Below are 18,411 nucleotides of genomic sequence, written 5' to 3'. Positions count from 1 at the left end.
ATACTCCATGACCGCTTCTGCTTTCAATGACTGGCCAACGGGCTATCGCATCAATCCGCGCAATGACGGCCCCGGCAGTGAACTGATTGAAGCGTTTCGCGCTATTCCGGTTGCTGTTGCCGGGGATTGTCTGGGACGCAACATTGGCGCCCGTGGCTTGCACATCTACCACGGTGACCTGGCGCTCAAGCTCTGTGGTCCGGCGTTTACCCTGCGTGTCCGGCCGGGTGACAACTTGATGGTGCACAAGGCGCTGATGATGGTGCAGCCCGGCGATGTGCTGGTTATCGACGGCGCTGGCGATCTCAGTCAGGCCGTGATTGGCGGCCTGGTGCGCACCACGGCACTACGCGTGAAACTCGGCGGGATCGTCATCGACGGAGCCGTCCGTGATCTTGAGGAATTGGCCGAAGGTATCCTGCCGGTGTTTGCGGCGGGGCATACCCATCGCGGCCCAAGCAAGGACGGCCCGGGTGAAATCAACGTGCCGATTGCCTGCGCGGGTTTGTGCGTGATGCCGGGCGACCTGATGCTCGGCGACGCGGATGGCGTCCTGGCGGTGCCGCAGGCCGACGTTGCCGCGCTGCTGCCGAAAACCCTCGCTCATCTGGAGCGGGAAGCGAACATCCGCGAAACCAACCGACTCGGCACGGCCAACCCTGAACGATTCGACGCCCTGCTGCGAGCCAAGGGCTTGCCGGTCTGAGCTTCATTGCACTGATACCTCGCACTCAACACGCTCTCGGTCATCGCTGCTGATGGCTGCCGGGTTGCACCCGTAAAACGTCACCCAGATAAAACCAAAAAAAAGAGGGAACCCATGCTGACGATCCTCAGCTACACGATGATCACCTGCTTCATGTACCTGGTCATGAGCCGCCGGCTCTCGCCCTTGGTGGCGCTGATGCTGGTGCCGGTGTTCTTCGCCTGCATCGGCGGTTTCGCCGCCGGGCTTGGCCCGATGATGATCGACGGGGTGAAGATGCTCGCACCCACCGGCATCATGCTCACCTTCGCGATTCTGTATTTTTCGATGATGACCGATGCCGGCCTGTTCAATCCGCTGGTCAAGCTGATCCTCAAAGTGGTCAAGGGCGATCCGCAGAAAATTGTTATCGGCAGCGCCATTCTCGGTATCTGTGTCGGCCTCGATGGCGACGGGGCGACGACCTATATCATCACCACGGCCGCGCTGCTGCCGTTGTACCGGCGCACCGGCATTCGCCTGCAAGTCATGGCGACCGTCTTGCTGCTGAGCAATGGCGTAATGAACATGTTGCCTTGGGCCGGGCCGTTTTCCCGGGCCGCGAGTGCCATGCACGTGGACGTTGCCTCGCTGTTCATGGAAATGCTGCCGATGATGCTCGCCGCGCTGGCGTGGGTAGTGTTCGTGGCGTTTTTGCTGGGCCGCATGGAGAAGCGTCGTCTGGGCGTGATCGAGCTGCGCGAAGGCGAGGGCATGGACCATTTCAAAGAGTCCAGGCCCGGGGATTGGCGCTTTGCCTTCAATGCCGTGCTGACCATCACGTTGATCGCCTGCATGGTCATGAGCGTGCTGCCGCTGCCGATTCTGTTCATGCTCGCTTTCGGCTTGGGCGCGGTGGTCAACTTCCCGAAAATCGAAGAACAGAAAGCCCTGATTGCCCGCCACGCGGATAACGTGATGCTGGTGTCGTTGCTGATTTTCGCGGCAGGGATCTTCGTCGGTATCATGACCGGCACGGGCATGATCAAAGCCATTTCGGAAAGCCTCATCTACATTATTCCGCAATGGGCCGGGCAGTACATGTCCCTGATTACCGCGCTGTTGAGCATGCCGGGCACCTACGTGCTGACCAACGATGCGTTCTATTTCGGCATCCTGCCGATCCTCGCCGATACCGCCAGCCACTACGGCATTGGGTCTATGGAAATGGCTGTCGCGGGGCTGATCGGTCAGCCCGTTCACGTGCTGAGTCCCTTGGTGGCTTCGACTTACCTGCTGTGCGGCTTGCTGGATGTCGACTACGCGGACAACCAGCGCATCTCACTGAAATGGTCGCTGGGTTCGGTCGGTGTGATGTTCGTGATGTCGCTGCTGATCGGCGCGCTTTCCATCCTGCATTGAGCGCCTGCGCCGACGCTCTGAACGACGCCCTGAACAAATAAGAGGCCACACCATGCAAAACAACCCCGACATTGATGTGTTGATCAGCGAAGTAGGGCCACGGGACGGGCTGCAAAGCGTGTCGGCGACGATGCCGACAGCGCTGAAAATCCAGTGGATTTCGGCCCTGGCCGCGTCTGGCCTGCGCGAGATCGAGATTGGCTCGTTCGTGCCGGCAAAGTTGCTGCCGCAAATGGCGGATGCCGCACAGCTGGTGGCCCATGCCCGCACGGTGCCGGGGCTGTTCGTCACCGCGCTGGTGCCCAATCTCAGGGGCGCCCAGGCCGCGTTTGAAGCGGGCGTGCAGAAAATCACCCTGCCGATTTCCGTGAGTGAACCGCACTCGCTGGCGAACATCCGCAAGACTCATGCGCAAGTGATCGAGGAGGTCCGCTCGGTCATTGCCTGGCGAGATCAGCATTTCCCACAGGTGCGGATCGAAGCCGGACTCTCCACGGTGTTTGGCTGCACCCTGCAAGGTGTCGTGCCGGCAGATGACGTGATCCGCATGGCATTGAAGATGGCAGAACTCGGCGTGGAGGAGGTGGGTCTGGCCGATACGGTCGGTTATGCCAACCCCACCCAGGTGCGCCGCCTGTTCACCCGTTTGCGCGACGAAATCGGTCCGGTCGCGGGCAGCGCGCACTTTCATAACACCCGAGGTCAAGGGCTGGCGAACGTGGTGGCGGCCCTTGATGTCGGCGTGACCACCATCGACGCGTCGCAAGGCGGTCTGGGCGGTTGTCCTTATGCGCCGGGAGCCTCGGGCAATATCGTCACCGAGGATCTGGTTTACCTGCTCGAATCCATGGGCCTGCGCACCGGCGTCGACATTGATCGGCTGGTTGCCGCACGGGAATGGCTGCACAAGGGCCTGCCGGGCGAGCCGCTCTACGGCTTCATCCCGGACGCCGGGGTTGGCAAGAATTTTTGTTACGCGAGCAAGGACCAATAAATATGCAACCGACTTCTGAAAAGGCCCTGCCACTGGCTGGCATCCGCGTCATCGAGTTCGTGCATATGGTCATGGGTCCGACCTGCGGCCTGGTTCTGGCCGATCTTGGCGCCGAAGTGATCAAGGTCGAACCGGCTCCGGCGGGCGATAACACCCGGCGCTTGCGGGGTTCGGGCGCGGGTTACTGGATGACCTACAACCGCAACAAAAAAAGCTTTGCCGTAGACATGAAAACCGAGGAAGGGATGTTGGCCGTGCGCAAACTGATCGCCAGTGCGGACGTGGTCACCGAAAACTTTCGTCCCGGTGCCATGGAAAAACTCGCGCTGGGCTATGAGCAGGTCAAAGCGATCAAACCGACAATCATCTACAGCTCGATGAAGGGATTTCTGCCCGGCCCTTACGATCAACGCACAGCGCTGGATGAAGTGGTGCAGATGATGACCGGCCTGGCTTATATGACCGGACCGGTGGGGCGTCCGCTCCGGGCGGGCGCGTCGGTGAATGACGTCATGGGTGGCATGTTCAGTGCCATTTCAATTCTCGCGGCGTTGCACCAACGCAATTCCACCGGCCTGGGCCAGTTCGTGCAGACCGGCCTGTTCGAGAACTCAGCCTTCCTTGTTGCCCAACACATGATGCAGAAAGTCGTGACCGGCAAGGCCGCTGCGCCGATGCCCAATCGCGTGTCGGCCTGGGCCATTTATGACGTGTTCACCACGGCCGATGATGAGCAGGTGTTTCTGGGCGTCGTGAGCGATGGCCAGTGGCAAAGCTTCTGCAAGGCTTTTGACTTCAGCGACTGGGCTGTCGACCCCACCCTGGTGCAGAACAACCAGCGGGTGCAGGCCCGTGATCAGATCTTGCCGTTTGTCAGCCAGCGCCTCGGCGGCATGAGCAAGGTTGAGGTCATGGCGCGCTGCGAAGCGGCAGGGCTGCCGTTCTCGCCGATCCAGCGCCCCGAGGATCTGTTCGAGGACCGCCACTTGAATGCCTCGGGTGGTATGGCGGCATTGACGCTTGCTGATGGCGAACAGGTCAAGGTGCCAATGTTGCCATTCGAAATGGATGGTCAGCGCTTCGGCACACGTCTGAACGTTCCCGAGCTCGGCAGCCATTCCACTGAGCTGCTGACACAGCTGGGTTATTCCGACGCAGAGATTCAGGCGTTACAGGCTGCTGGCGTCGTTAACGGCTAATTCTTGCATTTGGCCAGCACCACTTCGCAGGTACTCGGCGTACCACCGGATCGCCCGGCATAGCGCATGCAGTTATCCAGGGATTTCTTGCGCGCCATGTTCAAGGACGAGCCCCAGGCCAGGCCACCTGTGCCGACACTGGGCAGCGCTTTGGCGTAGCAGTTTGAGCCCTGGATCGGGGTGGCGCTTGAACATCCCGCGATCAACGTCAGATTAAAAGCCAGCAGAGAAGCAAGGCTCCATGTCCAGCATGTGTGCGCCGTCTTAACGGTCATCAGCTATCCCTCCTGGTAGCGTGGGTGTTGCCTGGCTTGCGCGCAGTGGGCGCGACGCCTTTGTTGCGTCGGCAACGTTTCGAGCAATAACGCACCTCATCCCAGCAGCGTGTCCACTTCTTGCGCCAGGTAAACGGCAGCTCGCAGACCGCGCAGGTCTTGACCGCGAGTTCGTGCTTTTTCAAAGCGGCTCTCCGGCGTCCAGTCTGGCGAGCAGCGCCTCACCACGTTGCCACAGCGCTGTCTGTTTGGCTTCAGTCATGCGCTCAAGGTTCTTGTAGACCATGCCCATGCGCTGATTACTGCGCAGAAGGTCGCTGTGGCGCATCACAAAATGCCAGTAAAGCGAGTTGAACGGGCAAGCATCTTCGGTGGTGCTTTCACTCACTTTGTAAGCACAGCCACGGCAGTAGTCCGACATGCGCTTTATATACTGGCCGCTGGCGCAGTAAGGTTTGGAGCCTAGATAACCGCCATCAGCATGCATGACCATGCCCAATGTATTCGGCAACTCAACCCAGTCAAAGGCGTCCATGTAGATCGCCAGGTACCAGTCACATATCTGGCTCGGGGCAATGCCTGCCAGCAGGGCGAAGTTGCCGGTCACCATCAATCGCTGGATATGATGAGCATAGGCATGTTTCAGGCTCTGGCCGATGGCCCGGCTCATGCAGTTCATTTTTGTGTCGCCTGTCCAGTAGAACTCTGGAAGCGACCGGCTGTTACCGAATACGTTGCCGCCGGCGTAGTCAGGCATTTTCAGCCAGTAGACGCCACGAACATATTCCCGCCAGCCGATCAGTTGGCGGATAAAGCCTTCCGCGGCGTTCAGCGCAATCGTGCCGGCCCAATACGCCGACTCGACATCGCTGCACAGTTGGCGAACATCCAGCAAGCCGATATTGAGCGCGGCGCTGATGCGGGCATGGAACAGATAAGGTTCGTCGACGGCCATGGCGTCCTGGTAATCACCAAACGCGGCCAGGCCGAAATCCAGAAAGTAATCCCATAGTGTCTGGGCGTCGGCATGGGTTACCGGGTAGTCAAAGGTGTCCAGCGAGCCGTAGTGGCTGGCGAATCGATCCCGGACCAGTGCGAGTACTTCCAGGGTAACTGGATCTGGGGAAAAGCGAGCCGGGTAGGGGGCAGTCACGCCTTTGGGCAACGCTTTGCGGTTTTCCGCATCAAAGTTCCAGGCACCGCCTACCGGAGTTCCGTCGCCATTGATCAGCAGGCCACTCTTGCGCCGCATTTCGCGATAGAAAAACTCCATGCGCAGCTGCTTTTTGCCCTTGGCCCACGCGGAAAATTCGTCTCGACTGCAGAGAAAGCGCGTATCGCCGTGCCACTGAATCGCAGCGCCGCAGTCCCTCAGCGACTGCTCCAGACGCCAGTCACCGCATTCAGTCAGGTGCAATTCATCCGCTTGCAGCAGCGTCTGCCAGCGCCGTAACTCGCCCGGTACCGAACCGGTGTTGTGCGGATCATCAAGGGTGACGTAATGCACACCAAAGCCGCGCTGGCGCAACGCCTCTGCGAAATGACGCATGGCACTGAAGATCAGGGCGATTTTTTGCGGATGATGAGGGACGTGGGTGGCTTCTTCCATCACCTCGACCAGCAAGACTGCATCGAGCTCGGCGTCCAGCTCTTTCAGCGATGCCAGGTCAAAAGACAGCTGGTCGCCCAGGACCAGACCCAACCGGCGAATCCCGCTCATGAGCCAGGATCCAGTGAGGCAGGAGTGTTCAGCGGCCCTTGGTTATGTCGCCCGGATATGTAAATGTGCGTAGTTGCCACGTGATCTACTCGGTATAAAAACTATACCAATGTAGTTTTGTGTATAAGATTTGTATAGCTATTATTGGCGATTTGGCGGATATGGCTTTTTCGAGAAGGGACGAAGGCACTGATCGCGCCTGCCCGAGTTATGCAGCAAGAACCGGATAGCGGCGTCGCCTGAATACCGGCTTCATGAGGGCTCAAAACCTCAAGGAGCTGACCAATGACTTTCCGCATAACAGGACTTTCCCCAGATCCCTTCCTCTCACTGTTTGGCTTGCCAGACGAAGAGCTGGCGGCACTCGGCATGAGGCGTTACGTCGTCGACAAGCAACCTGGCTACCCCGACCGGATTGAAATGAAGGATGCGCAAGTGGGGCAGAGCGTGATTTTGCTCAACCACATTTGTCAGCCAGCCATGACGCCCTATCGAGCCTCACACGCGATCTTCATACGAGAGTGGGCAAAGCAGGCTTTTGACGCTGTCGATCAAGTACCGGAATGCATGCGAATCCGCCAACTGTCGCTTCGCGGTTACGCAGAAGACGGGATGATGCTCGACGCTGATGTCGTGGACGGCACCGCCGTGCAAGCTCTGATTAGCCAACTGTTCGCCAATTCCGCGATCAGCTACATACATGTTCACAACGCGAAGAGGGGGTGCTATTCCGGTCGGATCGACAGGGCATAGCGGATGACTCCGGTTCGGCGTCTTTTCTGCCTGAAACACTTTGTAAATACTTCCCATTAATAATGGTTGTACGACGTCGTACGTATTGTGTTGGACTGCGCCCGTTCCTACAAAAAAAATAACGGAGATCCACACATGCCGAGCACTCCTTCCGCTGAAGCGCAGGTTGCTGCGCCGTCGCGAAGCCCCATCACGCGAGTACTGAAACTTCTAGGCCCCGGAATCATCGCCGTATTGTCCTGGCTGGGCGCAGGTGACTTGATCACTTCGTCTGTGGCAGGGGCGAATTACGGATACGCAATGATGTGGGTGTTGGCGGTATCTCTGCTCTTGAGATATTTGATCGTCAACATCATCGCGCGCTTCCAGCTCTGCAATAACCAAGGCATGACGATCCTGCAAGGCTATGCCCAGCTGAACCCGTTCTTCGGCTGGTTCTTGCTGGTGTATGCATTGCTCATGGGGCATTTGATGAATGCCTACATGATCAAAGGCGCTGGCGAAGCTCTGGCCATGCTCCTGAAGGTCGACTATCCACTGCTGTGTTCCGTGGCGGTGGTGCTGGCCGTCTGGATGCTGGTCGGTCGTAATATCTACTCGATGATCGAAGGCGTGATGAAGGTCTTGCTGGCCATCATGACGTTGGCGTTCATCGCGCTGGCGGTGATGTCCGGGCCGGATGTCATGGGCATTGTCAAAGGCACCATCGGTTTCAGCATTCCCCCGGATGAAGGCGTGCATGGCGCGTTGCTGGTAGCGGTTTCAGTAATCGGCGCGGTTGCAGGCTCGGTCGCCAACTTTGTTCACCCGTATGTCATGCGGCAGAAGGGCTGGACTGGTCCCGAACACAAGCGTGTTCAGCGTAACGACCTGCTGTTCGCGGTGTTTATCGGCATCATCATTAACCTGGCGATCTGGATCGTCGGAGCGGAAATTCTGCGGCCGAACGGGATTGAAGTTAAAACCTTGAGCGATCTGGGCAAGGCTCTGGAAATCGTCTTCGGCCCGATTGGCTGGTATGTATTCTTCATCGGCGTATTCGCGACGTTGTTTGCCAGTATCTCAGGCAAGACCACCGCTTTCCCGATGCTGATTACCGACGCCTTCCAGCATGTCAGCCCGAAACGTCGCGAACGTTACGGTAAGGAATTCCATCATGATCCGATGCATAAATGGTTCATGCTGTTCATTCTCGTAACCCCATTGGTTTGGTCCCTTCCAGGAATGCCTGACTTCGTGACGCTGACGATTGGTGTCAGCGCCTTGAATATCATCGGGCTGCCGGTTATTTCCCTGGGCCTGCTGATCATGTCCAACCAGAAGTCACTGCTGGACAAGCAATACCGCAACAACCTGTTTGAGAACATCGCGTTGCTGTTCGCGACAGGTCTTGCGCTGTGGGTCGCGTTCCAGTTGGGTGTCGATCTGTTTACCTGATCGATCATCTGATCATTCGCCGGCCGCAACGGACAAAATCTGTTCGTTGCGGTCGGTGCGTTTCTGGCAGTTACATCTCGTTTCAGCGGGCGCTGTCGATGATCGCAGCGCCGTCACCTCGCAGCGTATTCAGAACCAGCGAAAAGGCCGGGGTCTGCAGACGACGGCTTGGGTAATACAGGTGATAGCCCGAGAATGATGGGCACCAATCCTCAAGGACGCGTATCAAACGCCCCTCTTCGATATGCGGCGCAAATTCCTCCTCCGGTAAGTAGGCGATGCCTAAACCGTTGACTGCCGCGGCAGGCACATGGGCGCTGGTGTTGAGAATCACCTGTCCTTCGACACGCACGTTGACCTTGCGGCCACGTTTTTCGAACTCCCAGGCATCCACTCCACCACGCGTCGGGTAGCGAATGTCGATGCACTGGTGATGCAGAAGATCCTGCGGGGTTTTCGGCGCTGGATTGCTTGCGAAATAAGAGGGCGATGCCACGGCAGCCATCCGCACTCTGGGCCCGATGGGAATGGCAATCATGTCTTTATCGACCGTCGCGCCGAATCGTATACCCGCATCGAAACGGTCGGAGACGATATCCCGAAAGCCGTAATTAATATCGAACTCGATGTTGATATCGGGGTATTCGAGGAGCAAGGGCGTGAGTCGGGGAAGCAGCACTGTCCTCAGGACGAAATCACCGCAAGTAATACGGACCGTGCCCGCTGGCTTATCGCGAAGCTCGGTCAAGGCATCCAGTTCAGTCTCTATCTCGTCGAACCGATGACCTATGGCATGCATCAGGCGTTCCCCCGCGCTGGTGGGGGAAACGCTACGCGTGGTGCGAGCCAACAGCCTGATTTTGAGCCGCTTCTCAAGCCCGGAAACCGTTTGACTGAGCGCTGACTGTGTGACGCCCAAATGCGCCGCCGCACGGGTAAAGCTGCCCTCTCTGGCGACTGTTACAAAGGCCAGGAGATCGTTCAGATTGTATCGTGGCATCGAATTCCGCCCTGCTTTATTAATTAGCCCTGCTTATCAGCACGAGAAGTGTTCATTAGATTATCAAGCATGTCTCTTTGCTGGAGAATAGGGCAAGCGCCACCTTTCGTCACAGGTTCGGCGTACACCATTCGCTGATCCAGGCCCCAAACACAGGTCAATCAGTACCATTTTCCGAATCGGGTGCATTCCATGAGACAACTCGTTGCGTTGCTCGGCCTTTTGATGGCGTCGCTCTCGGCACTGGGAGCAGACATGTCCAACGGAGCCGATAACTTCTACAAGAGTGAGAAGGTCAGAGTACAAAAAGTGACCTTCAAAAATCAGTACCAGATGAACACGGTGGGGAATCTGTATATCCCTGAAGGAGTGAGCGCAACCAGCAAAAACCCGGCAATTATCGTTGGCCATCCCATGGGGGCGGTTAAAGAGCAGAGCTCCAACCTTTATGCGCAAAAACTGGCAGAGCAGGGCTTTGTGACCCTGGCCGTGGATCTTTCCTTTTGGGGGGAAAGCGCTGGTCATCCGCGCAATGCGGTATCCGCTGAAATCTACGCTGAAGATTTCAGCGCGGCGGTGGACTACCTGGGTTCCCAAACATTCGTGGACCGAAACAGGATCGGCGTCCTGGGTATTTGTGGCAGCGGAAGCTTTGTCATCAGCGCGGCAAAAATTGATCCCCGCATGAAGGCCGTTGCCACAGTCAGCATGTACGACATGGGTGCGGTGAACCGCAACGGTTTGAAGCATTCGTTAACCGTCGAGCAGAGAAAGCAGGCCATCGCAGCGGCTGCCGAGCAGCGCTATGTGGAGTTCACCGGTGGGGAAACGAAGTACACCAGCGGAACGGTCCAGGCGTTGACGGACAAATCCAATGCTATTGAACGCGAGTTCTACGATTTCTACCGCACGCCTCGCGGCGAGTTCACGCCCAAAGGGCAGTCGCCGTTGCTGACCACTCACCCGACCCTGACCAGCAACGCGAAGTTCATGAACTTCTATCCGTTCAACGATATCGAGACCATATCGCCGCGCCCAATGCTGTTCATCGCTGGGGAAAATGCCCACTCGCGCGAGTTCAGTGAAGAGGCATATCGCCTGGCTGGCCAACCGAAAGAGCTCGTTATCATTCCTGGTGCGGGCCATGTGGATCTTTATGATCGGGTCGACCTTATCCCGTTCGCCAAGCTGACCGCATTCTTTCAAACCCACCTCAAGTGACAGCATGCCGCTGACGGCTCCAGCAACGGATGCCTGGCCCTGCTATCGAGCGGGGCCTACCGGTTTGCTCTGACACGACAGTCCTGAGCTTGTGAAAAAACCCTGTAACCGCCTCTCGAACCTGCGCTGTGCATTCTGCGCGGGCGCAGGCGCTTAACGCGTTGGAGAAAATTTGATGAACAGCACTGCCTTTCCTGTTCAGGCTGCAAGCCGACAGGTATGGGGAGCCGTCCTGGCGATGTCGTTGTGTGCCTTTGCCCTGGTCACTTCTGAATTCCTGCCGGTGAGTTTGCTCACCCCGATTGCGACCGATCTCGCGCTTACCGAAGGGCAGGCCGGACAAGCGATTTCTATTTCCGGTATTTTCGCCGTCGTCACCAGCCTGTTCATCTCGTCCGCGACGCGTCGGCTCGACCGAAGGCCCGTGTTGTTGTTCCTGACCATGCTGATGATTGGCTCTGGCACGCTCGTGGCGTTAGCGCCGAACTACTCCACCCTGATGGTAGGTCGGGCGATATTGGGCATTGCGATTGGTGGCAGCTGGGCCATGTCAACCGCTGTCATGATGCGCATTGCGCCGCAGAGTTTCGTACCCAAAGCCATTGCTGTCATGCAGGGCGGCACTGCGTTGGCCACGGCAGTTGCCGCGCCCATTGGTAGTCTCATGGGCGGACTGATCGGCTGGCGTGGCGCGTTCTTTTGTGTGGTACCGCTTGCCGCGGTAGCGCTGTGCTTGCAGGCGTTTACGCTGCCGAAAATGCCGGCTGACAATCAATCGGGATCCGCAACTGAAGTGTTCCGGCTGTTGGGCAGCGCCAAAGTTGCCTTGGGTATGGCGGCAGTGGCGTTTCTGTTCATGGGGCAGTTCGCGCTGTTCACCTATCTGCGTCCGTTTCTCGAATCGGTCACCCGCGTCGATGTTTCCGGGCTATCCCTGTTGTTGCTGATTATCGGGATGGCCGGATTGGTGGGCACGATGGTGATCGGCTCGGTGTTGAGCCGAAGTCTTTACCGAGCGCTGATGATCATCCCGCTTTTGATGGCGGTCATTGCTATCGCTCTGCTTGGCTATGGCAGCGCAATGTGGGTGACAGCGGTCCTGCTCGGGGCTTGGGGCTTGATCGCGACGTGCGCGCCGGTGGGCTGGTTTACGTGGTTGTCACGAACACTGCCACGCGATGCGGAGGCCGGGGGCGGGCTGATGGTGGCGGTGATTCAGTTGGCAATTACCCTCGGCGCAACGGTGGGCGGGTTGCTCTATGACGGCGTCGGCTACCAGGCGACGTTCATCGCCAGCGGGGTATTTCTCCTGATAGCTGCCGTGCTGGCATTGCTCGTATCCCGCACGCCTATGCCGGTTGCACGATGAGCCGGCGAGGCGTCATCGTGCGTCAGACCGGAATATCAACGAATAACGTTTCAGAAGTCCCAGCGGCTAGTGAGCATGAAGTTGGGCGGTTCGCCGTACGCCGCGAAATTTTAGAAGCCGATGTTGGTGTAGTAGGACTTATCAAAGATGTTATTGGCGTTCAGCGTTGTCGAGAGATTCTCGCTGAACTGATAACGCGCCATTGCGTCCACCAGCTGGCGATGTAGCGGTTGATGGTCACGACGGAAACGCCCAATCGGGTGGCAATGGCCTTGTAATTCATGCCGTCCAGCTGGGAAAGGAGAAACGCGCGCCGCACATTTCCGTCCAGACCTGCAGGTTGGCTGCGTTGGTTCTGCAAGCCTGTAGCGTGCGTTCAGCGTTTTCGCAGGCGCAATCCAGCGCCGCTTATGCATTGGCAGACCTTTCGACGTATGCTTTGCGCGGCGTATCGGGCTCGCGGATGGTCGATACATCCTGACCTTCAATTCACGTCAACAGGAGTTTTGCGTGCAGAAGGATTACCTGGCGTTTTTCACTTCCTTGTTCCTGTCGCGGCTGGCGGATCAGGTGCTGCTGTTCATCGTGCCCTTGGTGGTATTTCAGACCACCAATAGCGCGGCCTGGGCCGGTTTGGCGTTCTTCGTCGAATCACTGCCGCGTTTTCTGGCGTTCCCGGTCTGCGGCGCGCTGTGCGACAGGTTCTCGCCGATCAGAATCCTGCATATCAGCCAGGTGTATCGAGCGCTGATCTGTGTGATGGCGGTGGCCCTGCACGCTGTATTCGGCGGAATCTTCTGGCTTGTTGCGCTTTCGGCCTTATGCGGTGTGTTGACCACCCAGGGCATCATGGCCCGTGAAGTGCTGTTGCCGCATATCTTCGAGCGCTACAGCTACACTAAAACGCTGTCGTATTCGCAGATCGCCGACCAGACTGGCCTGGTGCTCGGTCCTCTGCTTGCGGCTCTGCTGCTGGAAGTCTGGGCATGGTATTGGGTGGTGCTGTGTAGTGCCGGCCTGTTTTTGCTGGCGGATCTTGCCATGCTGGTCTGGCAGCGCAATTGCCGAATCAGTCTGGAAATCCACCCGCAGCACGGCGATATCTGGTGGCGACCGTTCAGGATCGCGATCGGGCACATTCTCAAGCTGACGGAGCTGAAAAAAGTCATCACCCTGGCCGTGGGGGTGAACCTGATCGTCGGCGTCACGTCCGCCACGTCCGCCGTAATGATCATTGGCGAATTTGCCGCCGACAAGGCCACTTACGCAGGTCTGCAGATGGCGGGCGCGGTGACCACGATCGTCATCCTGTTCTTCCTCGCGCGATGGATCCTGCCGTTGCGTGTCCTGGGCAGCGTTGCGTACGTGATGATTGCCCTCGGGGCGTTGATCAGTGCCTTGAGTCCCAGCCTGGGCGGCTATGTGTTGGGCTTCCTGCTGATTGTCGGCTTCGACAAAATGTTCAACGTCTACATGCGCAGCATTCGCCAGCGGGTGATTCCCGCCCGGGATTTCGGCAAGACGGTCGGCGTGATCACGCTGCTCAACAATCTGTCGCAACCGCTGGCCGGACTGCTGGTGGCAGTGCTGGCGGCTCCGTTGGGTACGCAGCGGGTAATCCTGCTTCTTGCCGCGTTGACCGTACTGCTGGGGGCACTGGCGTTACTGCTGTTTTCAGGCAAGACGGTTCCGCTGCAGGCGGGCGAGCTGAGCGCGGACCCAGCCGTCAAGGATTGATAACCCAGACTCAGAAGTCGGTCGAGTCGATTACTTCAACTTTTCCGCAAAACGCAGTCGCCGGCATTCGCTGGCAGCCGCACGATATCGATTAAACCCAGGAGCCCCAAGCCAGCTATGCCCAGAAACGCAACGCGAAAATCGAACGTCTGAGCGACGATTTCCCCGCCCCGCAGGGACATGGAAAAACGCAGCAGCAATGCCGCCACTGTCACGCCGATTGCCATCGCCAGCTGGAAGAACATGCTGAACAGTGCAGAAGCTTCACTCATACGATTTTTTTCTACATCAGCGAAGCCGATGGAGTTGTAGCAGGTGAACTGCATTGATCGGGACAACCCGCCAGCGAACAGGATAAGCGTGATCAACCAGAATGGCGTGGTCGCCGTGAAGCACGCACACGCCGCGATGGACAACACGCCGATGATCCCGTTGAGCAACAGCACCCGACGAAAACCATAGCGCTGCATGATGGCGGTGGTGAACGGCTTCATCGCCAGGTTTCCGGCAAACACCGCCAGCACCAGGGTTCCGGCTTCAACGGGAGACAGCCCAAAGGCAATTTGAAACAGCAGCGGGAGCAGAAAGGGTAAAGCGCTGATCGCCATCCTGAACATCGATCCGCCGAAGACGCTGACCCTGAAGGTCTGGATGGACAGCGCATCGAGCGCAAGGAGTGGGTTCGGGTGGGTACGACAGTGATGGATTGCCAGAATGGCGATCACTATTCCAGACGCCAGAACTCCTGCCCCGACCAATAATCCGCTGCCGCTATGCCCGCTGAGCCATTCCAGCCCGCCAAGAATCGTGGCGCAGGCGCCTGACAGCAGCACAAATCCTCTGCCGTCAAACTTGCGCACATTTTCCTCCTTGCCTGCGGGCACCAGCCATAACGCGGCAATCAAGGCCAGCACGCCCAAGGGCAAATTAAGATAGAAAATCCATGGCCAGTCGAAATGGGTGACGATCAAACCGCCCGCCAGCGGCCCGAGAATCGGCGCGACAAGGCCGGGCCAGGTAATCACCGCGATCATCTTGACCAGGTCTTTCTTGTCGGTATTGCGCAGCACCGCAAGACGTCCAACCGGCACCATCAGCGCCCCGCCAATACCCTGCAGCACGCGGGATGCGACGAAGGCCTCGAAGCTTGTGCTCATGGCGCAAAGCAGCGACGCGACAGTAAATGTCACGATTGCTCCGGTGAAGACCCGGCGGGCGCCAAACCGATCCGCCACCCAGCCTGACAGGGGGATGAAGATCGCGACAGCGAGCAGGTAGGCCGTGATCCCGACGTTCATGTCGACCGGGCTCACCGCAAAATCGGTCGCCATTTTCGGCAACGCGGTCGCAATGACAGTGGCGTCCAGATTTTCCATGAAGAACGTGACTGCCACGACAATGGCGATGAGACGGGTCTGCAAGCTGATGCCCGCTCCGGCGTTCGCCGCTGACTCTTGAACCGGAACAGTCACCGTCGACGTCCTTTAAAGCGCTGAGAGAGATGGCTGTTCTTTTAGCAGAGAGCGGGCCTTGCTGCGACCACTAACCGGCCAGGCCCGATCAACGCACTGGGTCAGTTGCTGACACCTCTGCGACGAAGCAGGTCGCCGACGGCCCGCAGCGCCAGCGGATAACCATCGGCGCCCAGGCCGCAGATCACCGCATCAACGACACCGGACATGATCGAGTGGCGATGAAGTTCATCCCGTGCATGGATGTTCGACAGGTGCAATTCAATCAGCGGCGTGTCGATCAGCTTCAATGCATCGAGTACCGGAATCGAATGAAACGACAAGCCTGCCGGGTTAATGATCAGGGCGGCGCCTTGTTCGAAGGCTTCCTGAATCCAGTCGACCATCACCCCCTCGTGATTGGTCTGACGAAATTCACAGACCAGGCCAAGCTCCTCGGCCAGCATCACGCAGCTTTGGCGAATCTGCTCAAGCGTGGTGTGGCCATAGATGTGCGGTTCGCGACGGCCCAGAAGATTCAGGTTCGGGCCGTTGAGGATGAAGACAGTGCGGTTCATGGTCGTCCTGCTGCTTTATTTGGAGAGGATTGCGCTGGAGGCGGTGTCAATCGGGTCTTGTGCGGCGACGGCGTTGAGGTCAACACCCCGGGTTTCCGGGCCGATGACGATCATGGCCAGCGAGATCAGGTTGATGACGGCGCACAGCGAGACCAATGGCCACGGCGAATTACCGGATTGGCTCATTAACCAGACGGCGATCATCGGCATCGGGCCGCCGACCAGCAGATTGGCGCCGGTGTAGGCCAGGGCCGAGCCGGAGTAACGCACCTCGGTGGGAAACGCTTCAGCGAACGCCACTGGCTGGATACCGCTCTGGAACTGGGTGAACCCCAGGAACAAGCCCATGATGGCCATGATCGCCGAGACGTTCTGCGTGTTCAGAATCGGGAAGTACACCATCAGGATCAGCAGGGTCATGCACGAGCCCAGGATCAAGGCCTTTTTGCGTCCCCAGCGATCTGACAGATAGCCACCCGCCAGTGCGCCGAAAATTGCACAGATGTTGGCGACCATCAGTGACATGAAACCCATCGACTGGCTCATGCCGAGGTGCTTGGTCAGGTAGCTCAGCGAGAAGATCACGATCAGATAGAACAGCGCCGCAGGAGAGCAGAAGAACAGCATCAGTCGCAGGATAGTTTTGTAGTGGCTGCCCAATGCGGATTTCAGCGGGCTGGTTTTGTGCTTGATCGGCGCTTTTTTCAGGGCAATGAACGCAGGTGTTTCATCGACCTTGAGGCGGATGAAAATCGCCACGATCACCAATATGAAGCTCATCACAAATGGAATTCGCCAACCGAAGCTTTCGAATTGTTCGCCGGAAAGCGTAGCGGCGAGCCCCAGAAGCACGGCATTGGCCAGTATCTGGCTGAGCGGCGAACATAAACCTAACAGGCCCGAGTAACGGCCTCGGCGGTCGGGCGAGGCATGTTCCAGCGCCATGAGCTGCGCCCCGGTGGACTCACCGCCCAGAGCGAACCCCTGGATGATGCGCAACAGCACGAGGAGAATCGGTGCCCAGACGCCGATCTGACTGTAGGTGGGCAACAGGCCCATCAGCACCGAAGCCAGACCCATCATGGTCACGGTGGCCAGCATCAGATTGCGCCGACCCAGCTTGTCACCGAGGTAGCCGCAGGTAATTGCGCCCAATGGCCGCGCCGCCAGGCCGACACCGAACGTCGCCAGCGAGGCGAGGAGGCCGGCGGTTGGCTCCATTGCCGGGAAAAACAGCTTGGGCAGAATGGTCGCCGAAATTGCGCCATAAAGCGTGAAGTCGAACCATTCCAGGGCGGTGCCAATGGTGGCGGCCGTTACCGCTTTGCGAGGCATGCGCAGGTCATGGCTCTGGTTGCTGATCGTGCTCATAAGAGGTGCTCGTCATTGTTTTTATGGTTATGAGGTGTTCACACGATTCCGCTTGGAAGACAGCGTCGGCAGGAAGCGTCGAAGTCGGTAGACGTTAACGCATCCTGCTTGCAGAATAATTATCGAAATCTACACAAATGCATAAGCTGACCTTATGAGTACGAGCTATGGAACTGCGGCACCTGAAGGCCTTCGTCGTGGCGGCCGACTTGCAACACTTCAGCCGGGCAGCCGAGCAGTTGGGGATCGCGCAACCGGCACTGAGCCAATTGATGCGTACCCTTGAAACCGAGCTGGGGCTGGCGCTGTTCAGACGCGAGAACCGCGGTGTGGTCCTGACCGCCGCCGGCATGGCATTCCTGCCGCATGCGCGGCAATCCATCGAGTCCAGCGAACTGGCCAGTGCGGCAGCACGGCGTGCCAGAAGGGGTGAAGTGGGCGAAATCAACATCGGCTATCACTCGGCGTTATTCGAGGCCAACTTGCCGCAATTGCTGCGGCATTACTTCAGCACTTTTCCCGAGGTCAAACTGAGCCTGGTGGACGCAGGCATTCGCGAGCAACTCGAAATGCTCCTCGATCACAAGCTGGATCTGGCCTTTGCCAGGGTCTTCAAGGATCACCTGCCGGACCGTCTGCGCACGCATCCTTTCAGTCAGTCCAACCTTGTCCTGCTGCTGCCGGACAACCATGAGCTGGCGGATAGCTTCACCGGCGAGCTGGCGATGCTGCGGCACGAGAAATTCGTCTTTCTCCAGGACCCGGCCGGTATCGGATTGACCTCGCACACGCTTCAGGCCTGTCGGCAAAATCAACTGCACCCCGAGAACATCATGCACGTGCCTTCGTTGATGAGCATTCCGGGATTGGTCGCAGCGGGCATCGGTTTAAGCATCGTGCCCGAAGCGATGACCCGACTGACCATGCCTGGGGTGCGGGTCATGCCGCTGGCCCAGGCGGAAATGGTCAGTGAGCTTTCGCTGATTTCGCGCATCGATGAGCGCTCCAGTGCAGTGCTGCACTTCATCGAGGAGGCTCATGGTTGGGGTTAGAAAATCATCCGGGTTTTTTCAGGAAGAACAAGCCTCGCTCCAACGGATCTGGACGTACAGCCAATGCATTTGCGTCTACTGGAATGCCGTCTTCCCGGCTAAAGCCGGTCCCACAGTGGGACCGGCTTTAGCCGGGAAGGCGTCGGT

General features: G+C 58.2%; 17 protein-coding genes and 2 pseudogenes. 10 read left to right on the top strand and 9 right to left on the bottom strand.

Features of this window, described 5'->3' with window-relative positions:
- Positions 1 to 7: 7 nt before the first annotated feature.
- The 4 genes from ACP7E4_RS06070 to ACP7E4_RS06055 all read left to right on the top strand — a co-directional run bounded on the left by ACP7E4_RS06070 (position 8) and on the right by ACP7E4_RS06055 (position 4,300).
- Positions 8 to 706: an RraA family protein gene (locus ACP7E4_RS06070; RefSeq protein WP_426113026.1), complete on the top strand. Its 699-nt coding sequence runs from the start codon at positions 8 to 10 to the stop codon at positions 704 to 706.
- 114 nt (positions 707 to 820) lie between these two features.
- Positions 821 to 2,107 (top strand): CitMHS family transporter, encoded by a 1,287-nt coding sequence (locus ACP7E4_RS06065; RefSeq protein WP_426113028.1) that lies wholly within the window; start codon positions 821 to 823, stop codon positions 2,105 to 2,107.
- A 52-nt stretch (positions 2,108 to 2,159) separates the two neighbouring features.
- Positions 2,160 to 3,101 carry a hydroxymethylglutaryl-CoA lyase gene (locus ACP7E4_RS06060; RefSeq protein WP_426113030.1) on the top strand — a complete coding sequence of 314 codons (942 nt, stop codon included), beginning with the start codon at positions 2,160 to 2,162 and terminating at the stop codon, positions 3,099 to 3,101.
- Positions 3,102 to 3,103: 2 nt separating this feature from the next.
- Positions 3,104 to 4,300, top strand: a complete 1,197-nt coding sequence (locus ACP7E4_RS06055) for a CaiB/BaiF CoA transferase family protein (RefSeq protein ID WP_426113032.1) — start codon at positions 3,104 to 3,106, stop codon at positions 4,298 to 4,300.
- On the opposite strand, the gene ACP7E4_RS06050 is transcribed toward ACP7E4_RS06055, so the two are convergent.
- From ACP7E4_RS06050 to ACP7E4_RS06040, 3 genes are read right to left on the bottom strand one after another with little or no spacing between them, the layout of a single operon-like run.
- Positions 4,297 to 4,575 carry a hypothetical protein gene (locus ACP7E4_RS06050; RefSeq protein WP_426113034.1) on the bottom strand — a complete coding sequence of 93 codons (279 nt, stop codon included), beginning with the start codon at positions 4,573 to 4,575 and terminating at the stop codon, positions 4,297 to 4,299. The two genes, ACP7E4_RS06055 and ACP7E4_RS06050, sit on opposite strands and share 4 nt — an antisense overlap.
- Positions 4,575 to 4,760 carry a DUF2256 domain-containing protein gene (locus tag ACP7E4_RS06045; protein WP_426113036.1) on the bottom strand — a complete coding sequence of 62 codons (186 nt, stop codon included), beginning with the start codon at positions 4,758 to 4,760 and terminating at the stop codon, positions 4,575 to 4,577. The genes ACP7E4_RS06050 and ACP7E4_RS06045 overlap by 1 nt, the downstream gene beginning before the upstream one ends.
- Complete coding sequence (locus ACP7E4_RS06040; protein ID WP_426113038.1) at positions 4,757 to 6,295, bottom strand: cryptochrome/photolyase family protein; 1,539 nt, start codon at positions 6,293 to 6,295, stop codon at positions 4,757 to 4,759. Before ACP7E4_RS06040 ends, ACP7E4_RS06045 begins: the two co-directional genes overlap by 4 nt.
- A gap of 285 nt (positions 6,296 to 6,580) precedes the next feature.
- Here ACP7E4_RS06040 and ACP7E4_RS06035 point away from each other — a divergent pair, with 285 nt between their 5' ends.
- On the top strand, positions 6,581 to 7,048 hold the full coding sequence (locus ACP7E4_RS06035; RefSeq protein ID WP_426113040.1) for a DUF1203 domain-containing protein: 468 nt from the start codon (positions 6,581 to 6,583) through the stop codon (positions 7,046 to 7,048).
- 135 nt (positions 7,049 to 7,183) lie between these two features.
- The gene (locus tag ACP7E4_RS06030) at positions 7,184 to 8,485 is read left to right on the top strand and encodes an Nramp family divalent metal transporter (protein WP_426113042.1); all 1,302 of its coding nucleotides are present in this window, start codon (positions 7,184 to 7,186) and stop codon (positions 8,483 to 8,485) included.
- An 82-nt stretch (positions 8,486 to 8,567) separates the two neighbouring features.
- Here the strand turns inward: ACP7E4_RS06030 and ACP7E4_RS06025 are convergent, their stop codons facing one another.
- Complete coding sequence (locus ACP7E4_RS06025; protein ID WP_426113044.1) at positions 8,568 to 9,485, bottom strand: LysR family transcriptional regulator; 918 nt, start codon at positions 9,483 to 9,485, stop codon at positions 8,568 to 8,570.
- Positions 9,486 to 9,677: 192 nt separating this feature from the next.
- On the opposite strand from ACP7E4_RS06025, the gene ACP7E4_RS06020 reads away from it, so the two are divergent.
- A complete protein-coding gene (locus tag ACP7E4_RS06020) occupies positions 9,678 to 10,706 on the top strand; it encodes an alpha/beta hydrolase (RefSeq protein WP_426113046.1) in 1,029 nt (342 codons plus the stop codon).
- A gap of 175 nt (positions 10,707 to 10,881) precedes the next feature.
- Positions 10,882 to 12,075: an MFS transporter gene (locus tag ACP7E4_RS06015; protein ID WP_426113048.1), complete on the top strand. Its 1,194-nt coding sequence runs from the start codon at positions 10,882 to 10,884 to the stop codon at positions 12,073 to 12,075.
- A gap of 110 nt (positions 12,076 to 12,185) precedes the next feature.
- On the opposite strand, the pseudogene ACP7E4_RS06010 reads toward ACP7E4_RS06015, so the two are convergent.
- Together ACP7E4_RS06010 and ACP7E4_RS06005 are read right to left on the bottom strand one after the other, a co-directional pair.
- Positions 12,186 to 12,290: pseudogene (locus tag ACP7E4_RS06010) on the bottom strand (hypothetical protein); the annotation flags it as partial.
- A gap of 17 nt (positions 12,291 to 12,307) precedes the next feature.
- A pseudogene (locus ACP7E4_RS06005) lies at positions 12,308 to 12,394 on the bottom strand (sigma factor-like helix-turn-helix DNA-binding protein); the annotation flags it as partial.
- A gap of 191 nt (positions 12,395 to 12,585) precedes the next feature.
- Between ACP7E4_RS06005 and ACP7E4_RS06000 the strand changes: the two are divergent.
- Positions 12,586 to 13,812, top strand: coding sequence for an MFS transporter (locus ACP7E4_RS06000; RefSeq protein WP_426113050.1), 1,227 nt, complete (start codon positions 12,586 to 12,588; stop codon positions 13,810 to 13,812).
- Between the two features lie 35 nt (positions 13,813 to 13,847).
- Here ACP7E4_RS06000 and ACP7E4_RS05995 read toward each other — a convergent pair whose 3' ends face one another.
- The 3 genes from ACP7E4_RS05995 to ACP7E4_RS05985 form a co-directional block, all read right to left on the bottom strand.
- The gene (locus ACP7E4_RS05995) at positions 13,848 to 15,239 is read right to left on the bottom strand and encodes a DHA2 family efflux MFS transporter permease subunit (RefSeq protein WP_426113070.1); all 1,392 of its coding nucleotides are present in this window, start codon (positions 15,237 to 15,239) and stop codon (positions 13,848 to 13,850) included.
- A gap of 146 nt (positions 15,240 to 15,385) precedes the next feature.
- Positions 15,386 to 15,841: a type II 3-dehydroquinate dehydratase gene (locus ACP7E4_RS05990; protein WP_426113052.1), complete on the bottom strand. Its 456-nt coding sequence runs from the start codon at positions 15,839 to 15,841 to the stop codon at positions 15,386 to 15,388.
- A gap of 15 nt (positions 15,842 to 15,856) precedes the next feature.
- A complete protein-coding gene (locus tag ACP7E4_RS05985; RefSeq protein WP_426113054.1) occupies positions 15,857 to 17,212 on the bottom strand; it encodes an MFS transporter in 1,356 nt (451 codons plus the stop codon).
- A 167-nt stretch (positions 17,213 to 17,379) separates the two neighbouring features.
- Here ACP7E4_RS05985 and ACP7E4_RS05980 point away from each other — a divergent pair, with 167 nt between their 5' ends.
- The gene (locus ACP7E4_RS05980; protein ID WP_426113056.1) at positions 17,380 to 18,264 is read left to right on the top strand and encodes a LysR family transcriptional regulator; all 885 of its coding nucleotides are present in this window, start codon (positions 17,380 to 17,382) and stop codon (positions 18,262 to 18,264) included.
- Positions 18,265 to 18,411 lie beyond the last annotated feature (147 nt).

It is taken from the genome of Pseudomonas sp. DSP3-2-3 (assembly GCF_049898225.1).
GTDB lineage: Bacteria > Pseudomonadota > Gammaproteobacteria > Pseudomonadales > Pseudomonadaceae > Aquipseudomonas.
The sequence above is the reverse complement of the archived record's forward strand: the minus strand, read 5'-3'. Positions and strand labels throughout refer to the sequence as shown.